Genomic DNA, 19,324 nt, shown 5'->3' on the forward strand with positions numbered 1-19,324 from the left:
GCCGTGGACTTCCCCGTCGTCGCGGTGCTCGCCGCGACCCTGACCATCGCCACCCCGCTGGTGTTCGGCGCGCTCGGCGCGCTGCTGGGCGAGCGGACCGGCGTCCTCAACCTCGGCATCGAGGGCACCCTGTACGCCGGTGCCTTCATCGGGTTCCTGGTCGCGGCGCGCACCGGGTCGCTGGCCCTGGCCACGCTGGCGGCGGTGGTCGCCGGGGCGCTCGCCGGCGCGCTGATGGCGCTGCTCGCGGTGACCCTGGGAGTCAACCAGCACGTCGCCGGCATCGGCATCACCCTGCTGCTGGTCGCGGCCTGCGACTTCACCAACCGGCAGCTGTTCGGCGGTGGCCAGCAGACCGTGACCGAGAAGTTCGGCCGGCTGTTCGCCGGGGGCGGCATCGTGGCGCAGTACCCGATGACGTTCGTGGCGTTCCTGGTGCTCGCCCCGGCCGTGTGGTGGGTGCTCCGGTCGACCGGGGCGGGGCTGCGGCTGACCGCCGTCGGCGAGAACCCGGAGGCCGCGGACACCGCCGGCATCTCGGTGGCCCGCACCCGGTGGACGGCGCTGGTCGTCGGCGGGGCGCTGATGGGCCTCGGCGGGTCGTTCCTGACCCTGTCGGTGCTGGGCACCTTCACCCTCGACATCGTCAGCGGGCGCGGCTGGATCTGCATCGCGCTGGTCATCTTCGGCCGCTGGAAGGTCGTGCCGGTGGTGCTCGGCGCGCTGCTGTTCGGCCTGTTCGACGCCCTGCAGCTGCAGCTGGCGATCACCCCGGCCTTCGGGTCGATCCCCAACGAGCTGCTGATCGCGCTGCCCTACCTCGTCGTCATCGCCGCGCTGGCCGTCCGTGGCCGCGGGGTGCGCTACCCGGGGGCGTATCTGACCGCCTACCGCCGGGCCTGAACCCCACGTCCCCTGGAGGTCGTCCATGTCCGTCGATACAGAGCTTCTCGCCCACGCCGTCGCCGAGGCCCGCAAGGGCCGGGACGAGGGCGGGGTGCCGATCGGCGCCGCGCTCGTCGTCGACGGGCAGGTGGTCGCCGTCGGGCACAACCGGCGGGTGCAGCTGAACAGCGCCATCCGGCACGGCGAGACCGACTGCCTGGAGGACGCCGGCCGGCTGCCCGCCTCGGTGTACGCCCGGGCCACGATGGTCACCACGCTGTCGCCGTGCGACATGTGCACCGGGGCGATCCTGCTGTACAAGATCCCGCGGGTGGTGATCGGGGAGAACCGCACGTTCTACGGCGGGGAGGACCTGCTGCGCTCCCGCGGGGTGGACGTCGTGGTGCTGGACGACGCCGAGTGCATCGGCCTGATGGAGGAGTTCATCGCCCGCGAGCCCGGCCTGTGGAACGAGGACATCGGCGAGCCCTGAGGTCCGGATGTTCCTATCGATGGTCAAGCGGTTGAGGCGAGTTTTTCGAAGTCCGCGAGTAGCGCCGTGTGGACTTTTGGGACGACGTAGCGCTTGAGGCAGCGCATGACCTCTTTCTTGCTTAAGCCCTGGCCGGTGCGGCGGGCGACGTAGGCGCGAGTGGGCTGGTGGTAGCGCATGCGGCAGCACAATGCGGTGGGTCGCTGCGTTGGCGGCGCGGTCGCCGCTGCGGTTGAGCCGGTGTCGGTCGGTGCGTCCTGAGCTGGCCGGCAGGGGGCTGATCCTGACCAGGTGGGCCAGCGCGGCCTCGCTGCGCAACCGCTCGGGGTTGTCCCCGGCCGTGGTCAGCAGCTGCCCGGCTACGTCCGGGCCGGCGCCGAAGAGGGCCGCCGTGCGCGGCGCGATGGTCTGCGCTGCCGGGCGCAGCCGTGCGTCAGCGCGATCTCTTCATGAAGGAGCTGAATGCGGCGGGCGACCGCGCGCAGCGCGGCCTTGGTCGCCTTCACCGGCTCCAGCAGTCGGGCGGAGTCGACGCGGAAGCCGGCGCACCGGGTCACCAGCTCAGTGCTCCCCAGCCCGGCCAGGTCCGCGCGCAGCTGCTCGGGGGCAGACCACTAAGCCGTGCAGCTGGTTCCAGGCCGCGGTGCGCGCCTTGACCGCACCGCGGCGGGCCACCCGCAGTGTCCGGATGGCTTACACCGGGGCCGGTGCGGGTCTTCGGCGCGCCGGTCGCGGTGCCGGCCAGCACCGCCCGGGCGGCGCTATGAACGCGCCTCGCTCATCGTGACCAGCAACGGCCCTTCGGCCGCTGCAGTGAAGTCTTCGGCGATGAGATTGTCGCCGCCGCGATGATCGACCGACTCGTCCACCACGCCGAGGTCATCGCCCTCAAAGGCGACAGCTACCGCCTCAAAGAGCGCGACCTCGGCCGCCGCACCAACCCGACCAACATCGACGACTGACCCACCGGAGGGGGTCCACTTTCACCCGTCGCTACGGGGTCCGTTTTCAGCCGTCGTTGACAGACAGGCAGGCAGTTGATCACCCGACCCCGCGAAAGCGGTCTTCGCGCGCACCTGCTCCTTGAGGTCCACTTGATCTTGGCGTCCCGCCGACCATGTCGACGCGGTGGTGATCCATCCCCTTCAGCGTGCCGTCGCCGAGTCCGCGGCGGCCGACGCGCTGGTGCAGGCATCGTCGCAAGACGCCAGCCCGCGTCGAGCTACGCTCGCCCCTTCAGGTGCTCCGCGAGGGCGACGAGCCCGGCAACAACCTGCGTCGCGTCCAGTCTGGGCCTGGTAGCGGAGAACGGTCTGCTTCGAGGGAGCTCGGTGGAACCTCACTTGCCCCTTACCGCGGGCGACACAGCCCAAATGACGAGCACGGGAGCCACCGCATGACCTTGCTGAGCACCATCACGCCACGCAAAGACGTGATGGCCGGGGAGCTGACTGAGAGCCGCTTCGCAGCAGGCCTGGAAGATGTTGCCGCTGGCACCGCCGCGGACACATACGGCGATCCGGGGACCTTCTTCGCGCAGACCTACCCGAGCGAGGGTCTGCGAACGCTACTGAACGAGGCTCTGGGTCGTCTGCTCGGCACCAAGCCGGACGCCGCGAGCGTTCTCCGACTTGAAACCAACTTCGGTGGCGGCAAGACTCACAACCTCATCGCGCTCTTCCACGCCACGCGCAGCGGAATCCCCGACCCCCTTGCCGCTGAGTTTATGGATCCGGCGGTCCTTGCCGGCGGAGATGGACCAACGCCCTCCGTCGCGGTGTTCGTCGGGACGACAGCCGGAGCGAGCACGTTCCCGGCAGTCGACGGGATCTCGGCGAACACGCCGTGGGGGTACCTGGCGCTGCAGATCGGCGGCAAGGCCGGTTACGAGATCGTCCGTAAGGACGACGAGACGATGAGCGCGCCGGGCAGTGATCAGCTCAAGCGAGTCTTTGACGGTAAGCCCGTCCTTATCCTCATCGACGAGATCGCCCGGTACCTGTCTGCAGCCGGGGCACGCAAGGTCGAAGACAGCAACCTGGCCAAGCAGACTTTGTCCTTCCTTATGGCCCTGTTGGAAGCCGCCGACAGCAGCGCGCGAGTCGTCGTTGTCATTACCACCGCCGGCGAGACTGACGCCTTCGCCGGAGACACCGAGTCCCTAGCGTTGACGCTGAGGGAGGTGTCCAGTCTGCTCGCCCGCAAGGAGCTGGTCCTGCGCGCGAGCGGCGAGGCGGACCTGCCCAAAATCCTTGCCCGGCGGCTGTTCGAGGCGGACCTCGCGGGCCTGCCCGCCCGCCAGGAGGTAGCTGCCAGGTATGCCGACGCCGCAGAGGCCGCGCACGCGGCCGGCCTCGACCTGCCGACGGAGACGATCGCCGGCGCGTGGTCGAAGGAGGTCGAGGCGAACTACCCCTTTCACCCGGACTTGATCCGCGTACTAGACAAGCGGCTCTCCACGATTCCCAACTTTCAGCGCACCCGGGGGGCCCTCCGGCTGCTCGCCCGGGCCGTCCGCACTATCTGGGAGAACGGAGAGCCGCTGGAGCTGATCCACCTCCACCACATCGACCTATCCGTGCCCTCGCTCGCGGAGGACCTGTCCAGCCGCATCGACCGCGCGCTGTACGAGCCGGTCATCCGTGCCGACATCGCGCAGCAGACCGGGGGAACCCCTAGCCACGCCGACGAGGTCGATCGGCGGATGGGGACCCCGTACGCGCGCCGGCTCGCCACGGCCGCGTACCTCTTCAGCCTGACGAGGGAGGTCCCGGGCGTGGCCGCCAGCGACCTCTACGGCGCGGTCCTGACGCCGGGCGACGACCAGAATCTCATCATCAAGGCACTCGACGGCCTCGAAAACTCCTGCTGGTACCTGCACTCCGACCTGCGCGGCTACCGGTTCTCCACGGAAGCAAGCCTGGTCCGTCTGGTTCAGGAGGCCGAGGAGAAGATCCTCGGCAGCAAGGTCCGCGAGCGCGCCACAAAGATTCTCTCTGAACAATTCAAGGATTCAGCCTTGAAGGTCCGTCGGGCATGGGAGGACGCCAAGGTTCCCGACAACAGCGAGGACGCTTACCTCGTCGTCTACCACTGGGACGACTTCGGCGACGAAAAGGGCCTCGACCCGAGCACGGGGGAGGTCCCGCAGAAGGTCAGCGAGACGTTCGAGAAGGCCCCGAATGGCGGCGTCCGCGATTTCCGCAACCGCCTAATCTTCCTCGCGCCCAGCCGTGACGGACACGACCCTATGCTCGCCAAGGTGCGCCGCCTGCTCGCGCTTGAGCAATTGCGAGGCACTCCTGAGCTGCTGGCGAGCCTAGGTAAGGACAAGCAGGGCGACGTCGCCAAGCAGGCAGCCGAAGCGCAAGCCGAAGCCCGCGTCGCCGTGTGCAACCACGTCAACGTCCTCTATGTTCCGGACAAGGACGGGCTGGAGACCGTTGTACTCGGGACGGTCACGTCGGCGAGCCTGCTCAGCAATCAGACGGACGCCATCCTTGAACGCCTCGACTCCATGGAGAAGACCCTCGTCGCGGGCAGTAAGCCGCTCGATCCTGCCTACGTCCGGAGCAAGCTCGGAGCGAAGTTCGACTCGCCGCAGCCGACGCTCGAGGTAGTGAGAACTTTCGCTCGCAGGCCGGACCTCAAACTCGTGCTGGACCGGCAGCAGCTGGTCAACCTCTTGATTGCCGGAGTCCGCAACGGCGTCTGGGAGTACCAGGCCCCCGACGGCGGTGCAGCGGGCTGGTCCACAAAAACAAAGCCCGGACCGACCCCGCGACTCGGCGAAGACACGCTGCTGCACCCGCCTGGCTCGTATGTTGATCCGGGTCCGGAGCCCTGCCCGCTGTGCGGCACAGTCCACACCGGGCCTTGCGACGACGACGCTGGCACCGGCGACGACGGTGAGCAGCCCGCGAGCACGCAGTTCGACGGGTCCGGTGCAGCCGGACCGGCCCTAGTCAACGCCCGACAGGCTGCCGTTGACGCAGGCCGTACGCACGTCCGCGCAGTTCGCGTCCATGTCGCGTCGCTCGGCGACGGCGCAGGCAAGGAGCTCCAGCGGCTGCTCACCGTCGCCGCCGGTGCCGGCAGCACCGCACAGACGACCTACGACATCACTGCCCGTGTCGACCTCGACGCCGCCGAGCACGAAGTGAACATCGATTTTCGGGGCAGCCCAGCCGAGTACGCCCCGCTGCGAGAAGCGCTGCGCTCCCTGCTCGGACGCCCCGCGGATCTCAAGGCAGCCATTGACGTGACCTGGCCGGCCCCCGTGGAGCTCCAGGGAGACGATGTCGCGGGCGTGGTCGCAGCTGCCCAGTCGACCGGACCCACAAGGTGTGACGTCCGCCTGACGACCGAGGGAACCGCATGACCCGTAACGAGGTGTACCGCTGCCTGATCGAGCGCGACGAGGACGGCCGGGTCAAGGCGCTGAGTGTCGAGGCTACGGACCTCGAAGGCGCAGAACGGAGCGTGCGGGTCAATGGGTACCGGGCGATCCACGTCGCGGCCGGGGCGCAGGAAGTGCTGCGTTCCGCGCGTCTCCGCGGACGGGACTGGACCAGCGGGGAGCCGATCGTCGTCGACGCACAAGTCGGCGCGCACGTAGAGCTCCTGCTCCGTGCGGTGAAGCCGCTTCAGCGAGTCGATCGCATCGGGACAGTGGCCGACGGCGTGGCCGCCATGAGCCGCGAGGAAGCGGCCTACTGGCACGCCCAGACGAGTCGCCGTAACGGACTGCGGGCCCTACGCCTGCTGCTCGCCGAGGGAATCAAGCGGTGACCGCCCCTAGCCTCATCGACCAGTGGTTCCCCGCTCAGCAGATCGGAGCGGAAAGCCTCCGCGAACGCGGCAGCGCCAAGGCTTTCCCGCCGGTCAACTTCCTGCACGTCTGGTGGGCACGCCGACCGCTGTCCGGGAGCCGCGCGGCCATTATGGGATCCATTCTGCCCGCGTGGCCGTCCACCGAGCAGGCGGCGGATAGCGACGCGGCGGCGGTGCTGCGCGGACTCCAGGCGGAGTTCGGTACAGAGACGGAGTACCGCGAGTGGTTCATGGAGCTCGTTGGCATCCCCAAGGGCAAGGACCCAGCTCTCGCTCGTGCAGCCATCGCGGCCGCGGTAGCGGCCGGCAACAAGACCGAAGGCAACGCCTACGGTTACGACCGCGCCTTCACCCGTTCACCTCAACCAGAAGAGATCCAACGGCTGCAGCGACTGAGCGCGCTGCGCGCCGGTTCATCGGGCCGCGCACGCCCCGTCGTCCTCGACCTGTTCGCCGGCGGCGGAAGTATCCCCTTCGAGGCGATGCGCCTCGGTTGCGACGCTGTGGCGAACGAACTTAACCCGGTCGCTTCCGCCGTGCTGCAAGGCACTCTCGGCGCGGTTCACGACTTCGGTCCTGACCTGGGGGACGACATCGCGCGGTGGGGAGCTAAGTGGGCCCAGGCCGCGAAGTCGCGTCTGGAGGCGTTCTTCCCGAGCGACGAACAGGGGGCGACGCAGTCCTACATCTGGGCGTTCGCGGTGCCCTGTCCCACCACGGGACGGCCGACCCCGCTCGCTCCGAACCTGTGGCTTCAGCGGGGCTCAGACGCGGTGCGCCTTCTCGTCGATGAGGCCACCGGGACGCTCAAGCCAACGGTCGTGCACGGCGATGAAGCGCTTAAGTACGGTGACCGCGCCACGTACAAGAGCGGGGTTGCGGAAAGCGTCTGGGAAGGCGGGGCGACCTTCTCCGGGGAGTACATCCAGCAGCAGGCCCAGGCGGGCAACGGGTCCTATGTCTTACTTGCCGTCTGTTACGCGCAAGGCAAGAGCCGCCGCTTTCGCACGCCTGACGCCAACGATCTCGCTGCTGTCGAGAACGCCGAGAAGGAGCTCACGCGTCTCCGCCCCGGCTGGGACGTCGAAGGGCTCGTTCCCGACGAGGCCGTGCAGCCAGGGCACAAGACCGACGAGCTGCTGCGAATGGGCCTCAGGCGCTGGTCAGACCTGTTTATGCCGCGCCAGCTGTTAGCCAACACCGTGTTCCTTGAAGAACTCATCGCACTTCAGGGGCCAATGCAGGCCGAACTCGGGGTCGAGCGCGGCCGCGCGGTCGCGCTGCATCTGGCCTACGCACTAGATCGATGCCTCGACTACAACAGCCGTCTCTGTAGCTGGCACGCAGGGCGCAGCATGATCCGTAACGGCTTTGACCGGCATGACTTCGCCTTCTCTTGGACCTGCGCCGAGTTCGAGTCGGGACGGCTACTTCTGCCGTGGGCAATTGCCAACGCAGCCAAGAACCACGCCAACCTCAGCAGGCTCGTGCACGGAGGGCAGCCGCGGATCGGTGACGACGAGGTGCTCGGTAAGCCGCGCGTGCTCCGGGGCAGCGCAATCTCAGTCGACCTGCCGGCAGGCTCCGTGGACGCGGTCATCACGGACCCGCCCTATTACGACAACGTCATGTATGGAGAGCTCAGCGACTTTTTTTACGTCTGGATCAAGCGATCTCTGCGCGATGTCTGGCCGCAGTTCTGCGACCTGCCCATCACGGACAAGCACGCCGAGGCGGTAGCCAACCCTTCGCTGTTCAAGGACGTCGCCACGCACGCGGGACGAGGCAGGCGCGAGGTAGGCACGTCGACGGCAGCCGAGCTTGCCAGCGTCCACTACGAGGACTTGCTCACCAGGTCCTTCCAAGAGGCGCACCGCGTGCTCGCCTCAGAGGGCGTCCTCAACGTCATGTTCACGCACAAGCGCGTCGATGCCTGGGACACGCTGGGCGCAGCGCTGCTCAACTCCGGTTTCGCGATCACGTCCTCATGGCCCATCGCCACAGAGTCGGAGACTTCCCTGCACCAGGCCAAGAAGAACTCGGCCCAGTCGACCATCCTGCTGAACTGCCACAAGCGCGGCAGTACGCAGCCCGCCTACTGGGCCGACATCCGTCGTGACGTCGAGGACGCTGCCGTCGAGGCCGTCGGACGGTTCGTCGGCCACGGGCTCAAAGGCGTCGACCTCACCCTCGCCACGTACGGCCCGGTGCTGGCCGTGCTGTCTCAAAATTGGCCGGTCTTCACGGGGGAGCTCGACAAGTCCGGGAATCCGGAGATCCTGCGCCCCGACATCGCACTCGACCTCGCGCGCGAGAAGGTCGCAGTGCTGAAGAAGCGAGGACTCCTTGGCGGTAAGGACGTCGAATTCGACCGGGTCACCGACTGGTGGCTGCTCGCCTGGTCAGACTTCGAGGCGGCCGAGTTCCCCGCAGGGGAGGCACTCAAGCTGTCCCTCGCGACCCACCTGGATCTGGACGATCTGACGAAGGCACACAAGCTGATCAAGGCGGCGTCCGGCAAGGTGACCCTGTTGACGCCGGCGCAGCGGCGGACGGCGAAGGGGCTCGATGCCGACGCTTCCACCTATCGGACGCTGGTGGACGCGCTGCACGCACTCATGCTCGTCTACAGCGAGGACGGCACGCGCGAGGCTCAGAAGTGGCTGGTCACCCACGGGCTCGCGGACGACAGCAGCTTTGAGAGCCTGGTACGCGCCGCCATCCACGCGGTCCCTAGGCAGAAGCAGCAGGGCGAGTTCGTGCGCCCCGAGGCTCGAATTTTGGACTCCCTCCGAAACGCCTTCTTCGAAACTATCCCTCTTCCCCCGGACCGTGACGAGCTCATCGCCGCCGCAGCCGCCGCAGCCGCACAGCGGGCCGCGGGCAGTCCTCGGCTGTGGTGACCGCACCGCCTGCCGCGGACGACGTCCTGTCGCTGCGCACTTTGGACCTACCGCCGGGGTACGACAGTGGGGACGACGTACTCAACGGCTTCTACGTCCCAGCGTTGAAAAAGGCCGTCTCCTACTCACGTTCGGTCGGTTATTTCCGGTCGTCCTCGCTGGCGGTTGCCGCGCGGGGTATGTCGCGGTTTCTTAACAACGGTGGGTCGGTGCGGCTGCTCTGCGGTGCCGCCCTGACGCCGCAGGACCTCGAGGCGCTGCAGGGCAAGGAGACGATCACTGGCGAATTGGCGGATCGCCTGGCCGCCGGACTCGTCACGAGCAGCGAGGTCGACCGCCGGCGCATGGAGGTTCTCGCGTGGCTCATCAAGGAAGGACGGTTGGAGGTCAAGGTAGCGATTGCCGTCGACGGCGACGGGAAGCCCCTGCCCGACCAGGAGAACAACCCGTACTTCCACGAGAAGATCGGGGTCCTGAAGGACCAGGCCGGTGACGCCATTGCGTTTCAGGGCAGCATCAACGAATCTCTCACGGCTTGGACTCGCAACTTTGAGTCGTTCAGCGTATACAGCAGCTGGGACGGCACGGCCGGGCATTTCGCGTTCTGGGCCGCCAAGTTCGAGAAGCGCTGGAACGGCGACATCTCCGGATTCAAGCTCTACGGCCTGCCCGAGGCTGCAGAGAAGGCGCTCCTTGCCCTGGCACCCGACACAATGCCTGGGGAACGGGACGCCGAGGAGCCGCCGCCGGTCGGCGAGCCGAGTACCGTCGCCAACTTCTTGCTGGCTGCGCCCAGACTCCCTTGGGCCGGCGACCTGGCCGAGGAGACGAGCGGTGTCCGGCTGTTCCCACATCAACGCCAGAACGTCGCCCGGCTCGCCGGCATGTACCCACGGTCCTGGCTGGTCGCCGACGAGGTAGGACTTGGCAAAACGGTCAGCGCCGGCATGAGCCTGCGGTACCTGGTCCTCAACGGCGAGGTGCAGAAGGCCCTGGTGCTGGCGCCGGCGAACGTCTGCCGGCAGTGGCAGGACGAACTGTTCGAGAAGTTCGCGCTGTGGGTGCCACGCCTCGACCAGGGCAAAATTTACGGTGCGCACCCGGATGATGTCTCACCAGCGGGCGCGAACCCCTACGCGGATCACCCCCTGCTGCTCGCATCGAGCCACCTCGCCCGCCGGCCTGAGCAACAGCGGCTCCTGTTGGCGGCAGCGCCGTACGACCTGATCGTCGTGGACGAGGCGCACCATGCCCGACGACAGCACGGGTCCGAGGACCGGTACAGGCCGAGCAGACTGCTGGACCTGCTGGACTCCGTGAACCGGCAAAACGCCGCCCGCGCGATATGGCTGATGACCGCCACCCCGCTGCAAACAGCGGCCGTTGAGCTGGTCGACCTGCTGCGGCAGACAGGCCTGTCGGGACCTCTGACTGACGAAGCGGCGTTTGTACGCTTCTACGGCGAGTTGTCCAAGACCGACGACAGGCGGGCCGCGTGGGCTTGGCTGGCCGAACAGGTCCGGAGAACCCCGGCGCTTCCCAGGACCGGCGCGGAGGACGCCGCGGCGTCGGACATCGTGCGCCGCCTTGGTCAGGTTCGGTCCGAGATGGTGTTCCGCTTCGGGCACGACGGGGTCGCGGCCGAGCAGCGTGTCGCGGAGCTTGGGCCTGACGGACGAGAGGCTCTCCGGGAGTGGCTTCGAGCGCTCGGCCCGGTGAGGCAGTACGTGGCCCGTCACAGCCGCGCCACGCTGAAGGTCTACCGCAAGCGCGGCCTCATCACCGAGAATCTCGCTGACCGCAACGTCCAGCCGCACGTCGTTGACTTGGAACCGGCGGAGCAGCAGCTTTACGAGGACCTCGAAGCGCTCATTGACCGCCTCCTGGAGGCTCACGGCAAGCGGCGGGGAGCTGGATTCGTCTTGACCGTGTACCGCCGCCGGTTGACTAGCAGTTGGGCCGCCATCCACAAGACGTTGCTCAAGCGCCTCGCCAGCGAGGAAACGTTTTTGGAGCAGTCGCTCCTCGATGACGACCAGGATGAGTACGGCGACGACGAGGACGCAGCGGGTGTCATTGACACCGTCGCCGTCCCGCTGACCGCTCAAGACCTAGTCGACATGCGGGCGTACGCCGACCGGATTGACCGAGTCAGTGACGGCAAGTTCTCCGTCCTGGAGCAGCACCTTGAGGACGCCAGGGGTAACGGCCACAGCTCTATCGTCTTTACTCAGTTCACGGACACGCTCGACTACCTTCGGGACCGGCTCCACCACCGGTACCGCAGCCATCTCGCAACCTTTACCGGGGACGGCGGGCGGGTGTTTCGCGAGGACCAGGGCTGGGTGAAAGTCAGCAAGCGTGACTTGGTGGAAGCGGTCAGGGCCCGGACCGTCACCGTCCTGCTCGCCACCGACGCGGCGAGCGAGGGCCTGAACCTCCAGACGTGCAGCTATCTCATCAACTACGACATGCCCTGGAACCCAATGAGGGTCGAGCAGCGGATCGGGCGCGTCGACCGTCTCGGGCAAGTCCGTGACGTCGTGGAGATCCGCAACTTCTTCATCGAAGGAACCGTCGAGGAAGAGGTCTACCGGGCCTTGGCCTCCCGCATCGACTTGTTCAGCGGCATCGTCGGCGGCCTGCAACCCATCCTGGGGGCCGTGGAGGGGGCCTTCCGCGATGTCTTCAAGTCACCTGCAAGCGAGCGAACGAAGGCCCGCGAGGCGCGCATCGAATCACTAGTGAGCCTCGTCGAGTCCAATCCGGGAGCGGGCCTGCCTCTGGACGTCGAGGAGGACCCACTACCCATCCCCACCGCCGAACCCGGCCCAGTGACGCTCGCGGATCTCCGGGAGGTCGTCATCGAGCGGCTCGGGGCAGTCTTAGAGGCCCCCGGACGACCGATCACCACAGACCCGGCACGAGTGAGTCGCGATCCTGAATCCTGGGTCGCACTTGCGACCTACGGTCATCCCCGCCTCGACGGCGCGCTTGCGAAGCACTCGCAAGGGACGACCGAGCCTTCTCTCGTGCTCCTGTCCGACGGAGATCGGGGGCCCGTTGTCGTCGTCCGCTCGGACACCGTCCCGCCCCGGCCGGCGTCCAAGCTCGCCGACGTCGACGGCCTCGGCCCGTCAGTCAACAGGCCGGAGGCCGAGGCGAGCGCCGAAACCTTGCTGGCCCGCGCGCAAGCAAGCAGGCGGGCCCGGTACGACGCCGTAGGCGCGCGCAACGAGGCGGATGCCTTGGAAAAAATCCGGGAGCGCTTCACGACCATCGTAAATGCGGTGATGGCCGACGCAGTCGCGGCCGCCCGCGCGGCCGGCGGCACGACCGAGCCCGGGCTGCTGTGGTTCGACCTCAAGGACGAGACGGGGATGCTGCGCTACCTCGACGCAATGCGTGGGCAACTAAATCTCGACAAGGGCCCCTTCTTGCGGCCACCTCAACACGACGATGGTGAGCGGCGGCTCGACGAGATTGAGTGGGCGCGGAGGAAGCACTCCTATGGCGAGCAGATTAGGGCACTGGCCGGCGAGTTTGCGGTACTTCGCGCTCGCGGACCTGCGTAGCTAGGACGAAAAAGCTCTCACGCAAGTCTCGACGAGTGTCACCTTATGGGAGGACGGCACAACGGTCGTTGAAGCGCTGGTCGCCGCGAGCCAGGCCTACGTTGCAATCAGAGATGTTCATGGCGCCGGGCCGGGCCGGTCACCGCAAGCAAGCTGCTCGCCAGGAAGCGGCCGGACCTCGTGCGGGTACAAGAACAAGTCATCATCGAGGCCGTTGGACCGGACCGTTTTGGCAACCGCTGCGGCGAAGCCGTGGGCAGAGAGACGATGTGGACGGCTCCCCACAGGACTGACGAGTTGTGTACTCAGTCAGGCGCGATCGGGGCCACGCTCGCGCCGGTGGGTGAGAGGAAGAGCAGCGATGGCGAGCTGACCGTCGCGCCGGCAGCGGTCAGCATGGTCGCGTAGCCGGTGATTTGTGGGCGGTAATACGTGACCCGGGCAGCCAGCGCGCTGGCCGGGATGGCGTCGGTCTTGTAGTCGATGACGACCAGCGACCCGTCGTCCTCGCGGTAGACGAGGTCCACGTACCCCTCGAGCACTGTTTCGTTGTGCTGCACGGTCCCGACGTACATCTCCCGCCAGTGCTGGTGGGCCGCGGCCCGCTGCACCACCTCGGCCCCCAACGCCGACCGCACCAGCGCGGTCACGACGTCCGCGTGGTCCTCGACGGCCTCGGCCGCGCACTGAGCAGCCACGGCTTCGTCCAGTCCAGCTTCAGTCGCCAGATCAACGGACTGGAGTACGCCGTGCAGGGCGCGACCGATCGCCGTTCCGTATCGCCCCTTCGACCACGGTGGCAGGTCAACGTTAAGGCCACCCTTGGCGCTGCCCGCAGTGTCCTCCGCCTCGCTCAGCGCAACAGCCGGCTCCGTACCCTCCAGACCCGACGCCGAGATCGCCGAGGTCCGCCGGCTCGCCGCGCGCACCGCCTCCATCGCGGCCAACCACTCGTCGTACGCCGGTGGCTGCACCGCCGCCGGCTTGGCGCTCTCGTGGACGTCGACGTCTTCCTCGCTCAGCGTCCAGGACTCCGCGCCCGATGCGGCCTGTCCGTCGTCGGCCAGCAGCCGCGCGCTGCTCGCTGTCGCCGATGCCGCCGACCGGTGCAACGACACCACCAGGTGGTCCCGAGCCCGAGTGGCCGCGACGTACAGCAGCCGCCGGCGCTCCCGGTCGTCCATCTGCTCGTCGATCGGCGCTGCCACGTCGAAGTCGCCGGTGGTGACGCCCTTGCGCAGCGACACCTCGTAACCGCCCTCGCGAGTCCACAGCACCCGGACGCCCGACGGGTTCCGCGGCTGCGCAGTCATGCCGCTCATCACCACGATCGAAAACTCGAGCCCCTTGGCTCCGTGCACGGTCATGATCCGCACTGCGTCGGTGTCGGTCTCCGGCAGCGCAGCCTCGACCACACGCGACGTCTCCTCACCCTGCTGCGCGGCCCACGCCAGGTACGCCCGCAGCCCACCGTGCTCGGACTCCGACCATGCCCGAGCCTGGTCCACCACGAACCGCAGCCGGCGCCACTGGTCTCGGGCCCGCGGGCTGGTGGCGGCGACCTCGAGCATGCGGCGGTCGCTGACCAGCTGAGCAAGTACCTCGCTCGGCGCCATCCACCGCGCCGCGTAGTACAGCCGCTGCAGGTAGGCCAGCGCCTGGCTCACCGGGTGCTCGGCGCGGTCGTCGTCCAGTGGCGCGATCACGTTCAGTGCGCCGCCGTCGCGCTTCCATGTCCACAGGTCGTCGTCACCGCAGCCGAACAGCGGTGACCGCAGCGCCGTCACCAGCGCGAGGCCGTCGCTGGGGTCGGCGATCGCCCGAACGGCGGCCAGCAGGTCGCGGACCTCCTGCGCTTCGTAGACCAGCGAGCTCGACTCAGCCCGGTACGGGATGCCGGCCCGGTCGAGGGCGTCCTCGAGGAAGGGCAACGACGTGCGCGCGGGCAGCAGGATCGCGACGTCGTCCAGCCGGGCGGACCGCCAGCTGCCGTCGATGCACACCGGCCACTGGTCGGCGATCGCCTTCCGGACCACGCCGGCAACGTCGGCGGCCTCGCGCTCCCGGAGGGCCGTCGCCTGCGGCTTGTCCTGGTGACCGTCGGCGCCGAGGACGACGACGGCCGGTGCGCCGGACTGTGGCTCGCGGTGCGGCCCGAGCGGCTGGAACGCCGGCTGCTTGTCCTGCTCGGCGACGATCAGCCGGCCGAAGACAGCGTTCACCCACGAGACGATCGGGCTGACGGTCCGGAAGTTGGTGGTCAGGCTGACCTGCTCACCGATCACCTGCTGCGACCGCAGGTACATGGCGATGTCGGCCCGCCGGAAGCGGTAGATCGACTGTTTCGGGTCGCCGACCACGAACAGCGACCCGGGCGGGACGACGACGTCCTCCCACCGCTCGGCACTGGCCGCCGCCCCGCCGGCGATCCGGACTGCCAGCTCGATCTGGATCGGGTCGGTGTCCTGGAACTCGTCGAGCAGCAGATGGCGGTAGCGCGACTGCAGCGCGGCCCGGACATCAGCACCGGCCTCGCCACGGAGGACGTCGCGGGCGATGACCAAGAGGTCGTGGAACTCCAGCCGGCCGGCGGCGCGACGTTCCTGCGCTGCTTCCAGGACGCGGGCGGCAATCCACCGGCTGAGTGCACGAAGCGTCGGCTCGAGGACAGCGGCCACCACGTCGGCCGCGTCTGCCACCACGTGCTTGCAGTCGTCCTTCAGCGCATCGAGCAGCGCCTTGCCGCCCCAGTTGTTGGCCTTCCCGTAGCTGAACTTCAGAGCGGCCGCGGCACGCAGGACCTCGAGCTGCTGCCCCGGGTCACCCGCGGCTGCCAGGGCTTCCGCCCAGGCGGCGAACTTGTGCAGCGAAGGGAGGAACTTGTCTTCGCCGCTGGTGCACTCGTCGGCCCGTGCCACGAGGTCGGTGGTGCGTTGGATCAGCTCTTCGATGCCGCGAAGCTCGGCACGGTCCAGCGCTTCGTCTGTCAGCACCCGCTCGGCGACGAGATCCCAGTCGGCGTTGAAGAGCTTCGCCAGCGAGCGGAGGTTCTCCAGCGTCACGCCTGCCGACATGGCCAGCAGCAGCGGCTCGGCGATGTCGTCGTCGTCCAGCAGCTGGCGCCGCTGTTCGGCCCATCGCTCCTCGAAGGAGACGGCCGAGCTCAGCTCGTCGGCGACCTCGATCAGCGGCGGCAGGCCGGCTTCGATCGGATGCTCGGCCAGGATCCGCTGGGCGAAGGAGTGCAGCGTCCCGATGGCTGCGCCGTCCAGGTCCTCGAGAGCTTCCTGCGCCCGGTCGTCCGTTTCCTTCTCGAGCGCGGCTCGCAAGCGGTCGCGCAGTTCCGCGCCGGCCTTCTCGGTAAAGGTCACGGCAGCGATGCACCGCATCGGGACGCCGTCGACCAGCACCAGCTGTTTGATGCGGTTGACCAGACTCGCGGTCTTGCCCGACCCGGCACCCGCCTCGACGAACAGCGTTGCGCCCGTGTCCTCGGCAATCCGCCGCCGACCTTCGTCATCCGCCAGGGGAGTGGTCATGCGGCGCCTCCGTCGGGCAGCGGTTCGATCAGGGTGACGAGCTCGCTGAGTCGCGGATCGTGCTTCTTGTCCTCCCACCGGCGGCGGCTCTCGGCGTGGCCGATGCCGTCGGGGTTGCAGTAGCTGCACTGCACGTAGGAGTAGTCGGGCCCGACCGGCGGACGCGCGGGGAAGAGGCCGGAGCGGATGCCGGTCACGATCGTCTGCAGCGTCTCGGCGTAGGTGCGCTCCACCGCGTCGGTGAGCGGGACCTCGATGCGTCCCTTGTCCCGGCGGACGAACCAGTAGGCGGCTTCCACCTCGGCGTCCTCGCCGTAGGCGTCCCGCGCCGCGTGCGCGTACACGGGGAGCTGGAGTTTCGTGCCGCCTTCAACGGGATTGCTCTCGCTGAGGTTCTGGAAGGCCCGGTTGCTCCCGCTCTTGATGTCGGTGACGTACAGCCGGCCGTCGATGTCCCGGTCGACCTTGTCCGCGGAGCCACGCATGAGCAGCATGCTGCCGTCGGGCAGCTGGATGGCCACCGGTTCGGCACCGTGCATGCCGAAGGCGAGTTCGCTCGCGATGACGGCGGCGCGGTGCTCGCGGCGCCACTCGTCGTCAGCGATGAGCATCGCCTGCAGGTCGGCTTGCACCCGGGCCAGGGTCTGCTCCCACAAACGCGGGTGACCGGTGCGTCCCTGGGCGGCGAACTTGTCCGCCTGCTCCTGGGCGATCTGCGACAGCCGACGACGCTGCTCGTCGGTCCACGGCTCGCCGTAGGCCGGGAGTTGGTCGGCGAACTCGTGGACCAGCGCGTCGAAGCTCGCGTGTATCAACGTGCCGATGTCGGCCGCGCTGATGGTGATGACGTCCTCGGGCTGCTCGACCGGCGAGATCCCGAGGAGGCGTTCGACAAAGTAGGTGTGCGGGCAGCCGGCGTACTTCTCCAGCGCCGTGGGCGACACCGACCCGCTGCCGGCGGTGTGGTCGGGCAGGCCGGTGACTGCGGTCAGGTCCCCGTCGAAGCGGGTGAACCGGTCGCTGGCGCGCCCCCGCTGCAGAGCGCGGGCGGCCGCGGCTACCGGGTCGTCGACCTCGAGCCCAGCGTGCGCGGCTTGCGTCCGCCACTCCTGCTCCGTTGCCGGCCGGCTCGTGCTGACGAGTGAGCCGGCGAAGGAGGCCGACGTCGTCATCCAGCTGGTCGGCGGGGCATCCCACTCGGTCGCCGACAGGCGGGGTCTCCCCGAGAGGAGGCGGAGCGTCGGCAGCAGCCAGCGACTGGGCAGGTGCTGGCTCTTGGTGCGCAGATCGCCGCGCGGGAAAGACGCCAGGACGTTGGGTGCCGCCGCGAAGGCGGCGAGCAGGTGCCGGTGCTGGGTGTCCAGGCGCTCCCGGTAGCCGACCAACTGGCCGCCGGTGACGTCCCGGGCTCGCTCCGGGAGCAAGGGGTCCTCCCGCAGCCGGCCGGGGAACACCGCCTCGGCCAGGCCGAGGACGAAGACGGCGTCGGCGTCGAGGCCCACAGCGGCCGACACGGGGGCGACGAGGACGCCGTCACCGAAGCGTCCGACGCGGGGAAGTGCACCCTCCAGCTGAGTCGCGACGGTCTCCCGCAGGGCGGCGAGGTCGGCTCCGGCTCCAGCGAAGGAGTCGAGGACAGCGAAACCTCGAAGCGCCTGCTCGACCGCCACCGCGGCGTACTGCTCCTCCGCGGGCAGGCGGGTCAGCTGTTCCGCCTCACCGATGAGGTCGTGCAGCACCGCCAGGCCCCATGCACTCAACTCACCCCACGAGCGCAGTTGCCGGGCGGTGGCCAGACGGCCCCTCAGGTCCACGACGAAGCCGCGAAGCCGCTCGGCGTTCTCGATGCTCGCCGTCAGCCGCTCGACGATGCCGGGCCGGACGTCCTGCCGAGCTTGCTCGTCGGCGAGCCGGTCGCGCTCGTCGCTGATGAAGCGGATGAGCCGGCTGTCCCAGTCAGCACCGTGGACGATGCCGGCAGAGCGGGAGAGCCGCTCCCAGCGGGCGACCGGGATGCGCTCGCCGCCCGGACCGGTCATAGGGACGGTGGCGAGGACCCGGAACAGGTCGCTGCGCGGGACGTCACGGTCAGGGCCGCTGCCGGCGAGATCGAACAGCTCGAGAACGGCGCGGGAAACCGCGCGCTCGTGGACGGGCCGAGTGCCGGGACCGTTGATGGTGATCCCGGCGGCGGTGAGGTGTTCGTGGAGCAGCCGGGCGTAGGGGTTCTGTGCGGCGTACAGGACGGCGACCCGGTGCGCCTTCGTGGTCCGCAGGGCGTGGACGACCTCCCGGACGACACAGCGCACCTCGTCGTCGGCGTCCGATGCGGTGAGCACCCGGGTGGCCGTCGGCAGCGCCGCGGTGTCCGGCGCAGTCGCGCCGATGCGGTCAAGCGAGCGCTGGACGGCAGCGTCGGCTTCGGCGTGTCCGGTCCAGCCGGTGACGGTCCGGACGTCCGACGCGCCGGTCAGCGCGGTGATGAAGGCAGCTTCGGCTCGGTTGAGCGCCTGGGGAAGATAGAGGACGACGGCGCCGATCTCCTTGACCTTCCCCGGGTCGCTCTCGCAGAGGTCGGTCGCGGTGCGAAGCAGATCGGTCTGGTCGTACCACTGCCGGGCGAGTGCGGCGACGACCGAGCGGTGCAGGCGGATGAGGTCGGGGCCGGGGGGCTGGACCGTAGTCAGCGCGTCGAGCGCGGCGTCGTCGAGGTCGCGCAGCTCCCGGCTGGCCTGGACGAGGGCCTGCACCGTCGCGGGGTGCTCCTTCACCTGCTCGAACACACCGGCGTCGCGCTGCAGCGCTGAGCGCCAGGCCGCGGCGATGACCGGTCCGGTGGCGGGGCGTCGGTCATGTAGCGCGGGGGCCGCGAGCTGCTCCGCCAGGCGGGTCACGGTCGTCGGGTACAGGGCGGCGACGCCAGAGTGGCCGTCGCCGAGGCCGTGCGCGAGGAAGCGGCGAGCCACGATGCCGGCGATGTTGTTGGGCACCAGGATGGTCACCGGCGTCATCGGGTCGCCGTTCTTGGCCTCGCGGACAACGTCCCGAAGCTCCTCGAGCGCAGCGCGCCCGTATGCAGTCATGCGTTCCCCCGTG

At 68.7% G+C, this 19,324-nt stretch carries 9 protein-coding genes and 3 pseudogenes; 8 read left to right on the forward strand and 4 right to left on the reverse strand.

Annotated features, from left to right (window positions below):
* The first annotated feature begins 3 nt into the window (after positions 1 to 3).
* A complete protein-coding gene (locus FHL80_RS03245) occupies positions 4 to 903 on the forward strand; it encodes an ABC transporter permease (RefSeq protein ID WP_138732026.1) in 900 nt (299 codons plus the stop codon).
* A gap of 25 nt (positions 904 to 928) precedes the next feature.
* Positions 929 to 1,378, forward strand: a complete 450-nt coding sequence (locus tag FHL80_RS03250) for a nucleoside deaminase (protein WP_138732027.1) — start codon at positions 929 to 931, stop codon at positions 1,376 to 1,378.
* Between the two features lie 23 nt (positions 1,379 to 1,401).
* Here FHL80_RS03250 and FHL80_RS25190 read toward each other — a convergent pair whose 3' ends face one another.
* Positions 1,402 to 1,557 carry a hypothetical protein gene (locus FHL80_RS25190; RefSeq protein WP_216870378.1) on the reverse strand — a complete coding sequence of 52 codons (156 nt, stop codon included), beginning with the start codon at positions 1,555 to 1,557 and terminating at the stop codon, positions 1,402 to 1,404.
* Between the two features lie 19 nt (positions 1,558 to 1,576).
* Positions 1,577 to 1,804 (reverse strand): annotated as a pseudogene (locus tag FHL80_RS26995) (transposase); the annotation flags it as partial.
* A 333-nt stretch (positions 1,805 to 2,137) separates the two neighbouring features.
* On the opposite strand from FHL80_RS26995, the pseudogene FHL80_RS03260 reads away from it, so the two are divergent.
* The 6 genes and pseudogenes from FHL80_RS03260 to FHL80_RS27000 form a co-directional block, all read left to right on the forward strand.
* Positions 2,138 to 2,340, forward strand: a pseudogene (locus FHL80_RS03260) (ATP-binding protein); the annotation flags it as partial.
* A 434-nt stretch (positions 2,341 to 2,774) separates the two neighbouring features.
* Positions 2,775 to 5,759 (forward strand): DUF499 family protein, encoded by a 2,985-nt coding sequence (locus FHL80_RS03265; RefSeq protein WP_138732028.1) that lies wholly within the window; start codon positions 2,775 to 2,777, stop codon positions 5,757 to 5,759.
* The gene (locus FHL80_RS03270) at positions 5,756 to 6,169 is read left to right on the forward strand and encodes a DUF7680 family protein (protein ID WP_138732029.1); all 414 of its coding nucleotides are present in this window, start codon (positions 5,756 to 5,758) and stop codon (positions 6,167 to 6,169) included. The genes FHL80_RS03265 and FHL80_RS03270 overlap by 4 nt, the downstream gene beginning before the upstream one ends.
* Positions 6,166 to 9,114 (forward strand): DUF1156 domain-containing protein, encoded by a 2,949-nt coding sequence (locus FHL80_RS03275; RefSeq protein ID WP_138732030.1) that lies wholly within the window; start codon positions 6,166 to 6,168, stop codon positions 9,112 to 9,114. Before FHL80_RS03270 ends, FHL80_RS03275 begins: the two co-directional genes overlap by 4 nt.
* Positions 9,108 to 12,689 (forward strand): DEAD/DEAH box helicase, encoded by a 3,582-nt coding sequence (locus FHL80_RS03280; RefSeq protein WP_138732031.1) that lies wholly within the window; start codon positions 9,108 to 9,110, stop codon positions 12,687 to 12,689. The genes FHL80_RS03275 and FHL80_RS03280 overlap by 7 nt, the downstream gene beginning before the upstream one ends.
* Positions 12,690 to 12,824: 135 nt before the next feature.
* Positions 12,825 to 13,097 (forward strand): annotated as a pseudogene (locus tag FHL80_RS27000) (hypothetical protein); the annotation flags it as partial.
* On the opposite strand, the gene FHL80_RS03285 reads toward FHL80_RS27000, so the two are convergent.
* Positions 12,995 to 16,228 carry a UvrD-helicase domain-containing protein gene (locus tag FHL80_RS03285; RefSeq protein ID WP_138732032.1) on the reverse strand — a complete coding sequence of 1,078 codons (3,234 nt, stop codon included), beginning with the start codon at positions 16,226 to 16,228 and terminating at the stop codon, positions 12,995 to 12,997. The pseudogene FHL80_RS27000 and the gene FHL80_RS03285 overlap by 103 nt on opposite strands.
* Positions 16,225 to 19,311: a PD-(D/E)XK nuclease family protein gene (locus FHL80_RS03290; protein ID WP_138732033.1), complete on the reverse strand. Its 3,087-nt coding sequence runs from the start codon at positions 19,309 to 19,311 to the stop codon at positions 16,225 to 16,227. Before FHL80_RS03290 ends, FHL80_RS03285 begins: the two co-directional genes overlap by 4 nt.
* Positions 19,312 to 19,324: the final 13 nt, after the last annotated feature.

It is taken from the genome of Modestobacter excelsi, from assembly GCF_005930495.1.
In the GTDB taxonomy this organism is placed as follows: Bacteria; Actinomycetota; Actinomycetes; order Mycobacteriales; family Geodermatophilaceae; genus Modestobacter; species Modestobacter excelsi.

Coding starts and splice junctions, on each gene's coding strand:
- FHL80_RS03250 (WP_138732027.1), top strand. CDS start 929: ATGTCCGTCGATACAGAGCTTCTCGCCCACGCCGTCGCCGAGGCCCGC.
- FHL80_RS25190 (WP_216870378.1), bottom strand. CDS start 1,557: ATGCGCTACCACCAGCCCACTCGCGCCTACGTCGCCCGCCGCACCGGC.
- FHL80_RS03265 (WP_138732028.1), top strand. CDS start 2,775: ATGACCTTGCTGAGCACCATCACGCCACGCAAAGACGTGATGGCCGGG.
- FHL80_RS03270 (WP_138732029.1), top strand. CDS start 5,756: ATGACCCGTAACGAGGTGTACCGCTGCCTGATCGAGCGCGACGAGGAC.
- FHL80_RS03285 (WP_138732032.1), bottom strand. CDS start 16,228: ATGACCACTCCCCTGGCGGATGACGAAGGTCGGCGGCGGATTGCCGAG.
- FHL80_RS03290 (WP_138732033.1), bottom strand. CDS start 19,311: ATGACTGCATACGGGCGCGCTGCGCTCGAGGAGCTTCGGGACGTTGTC.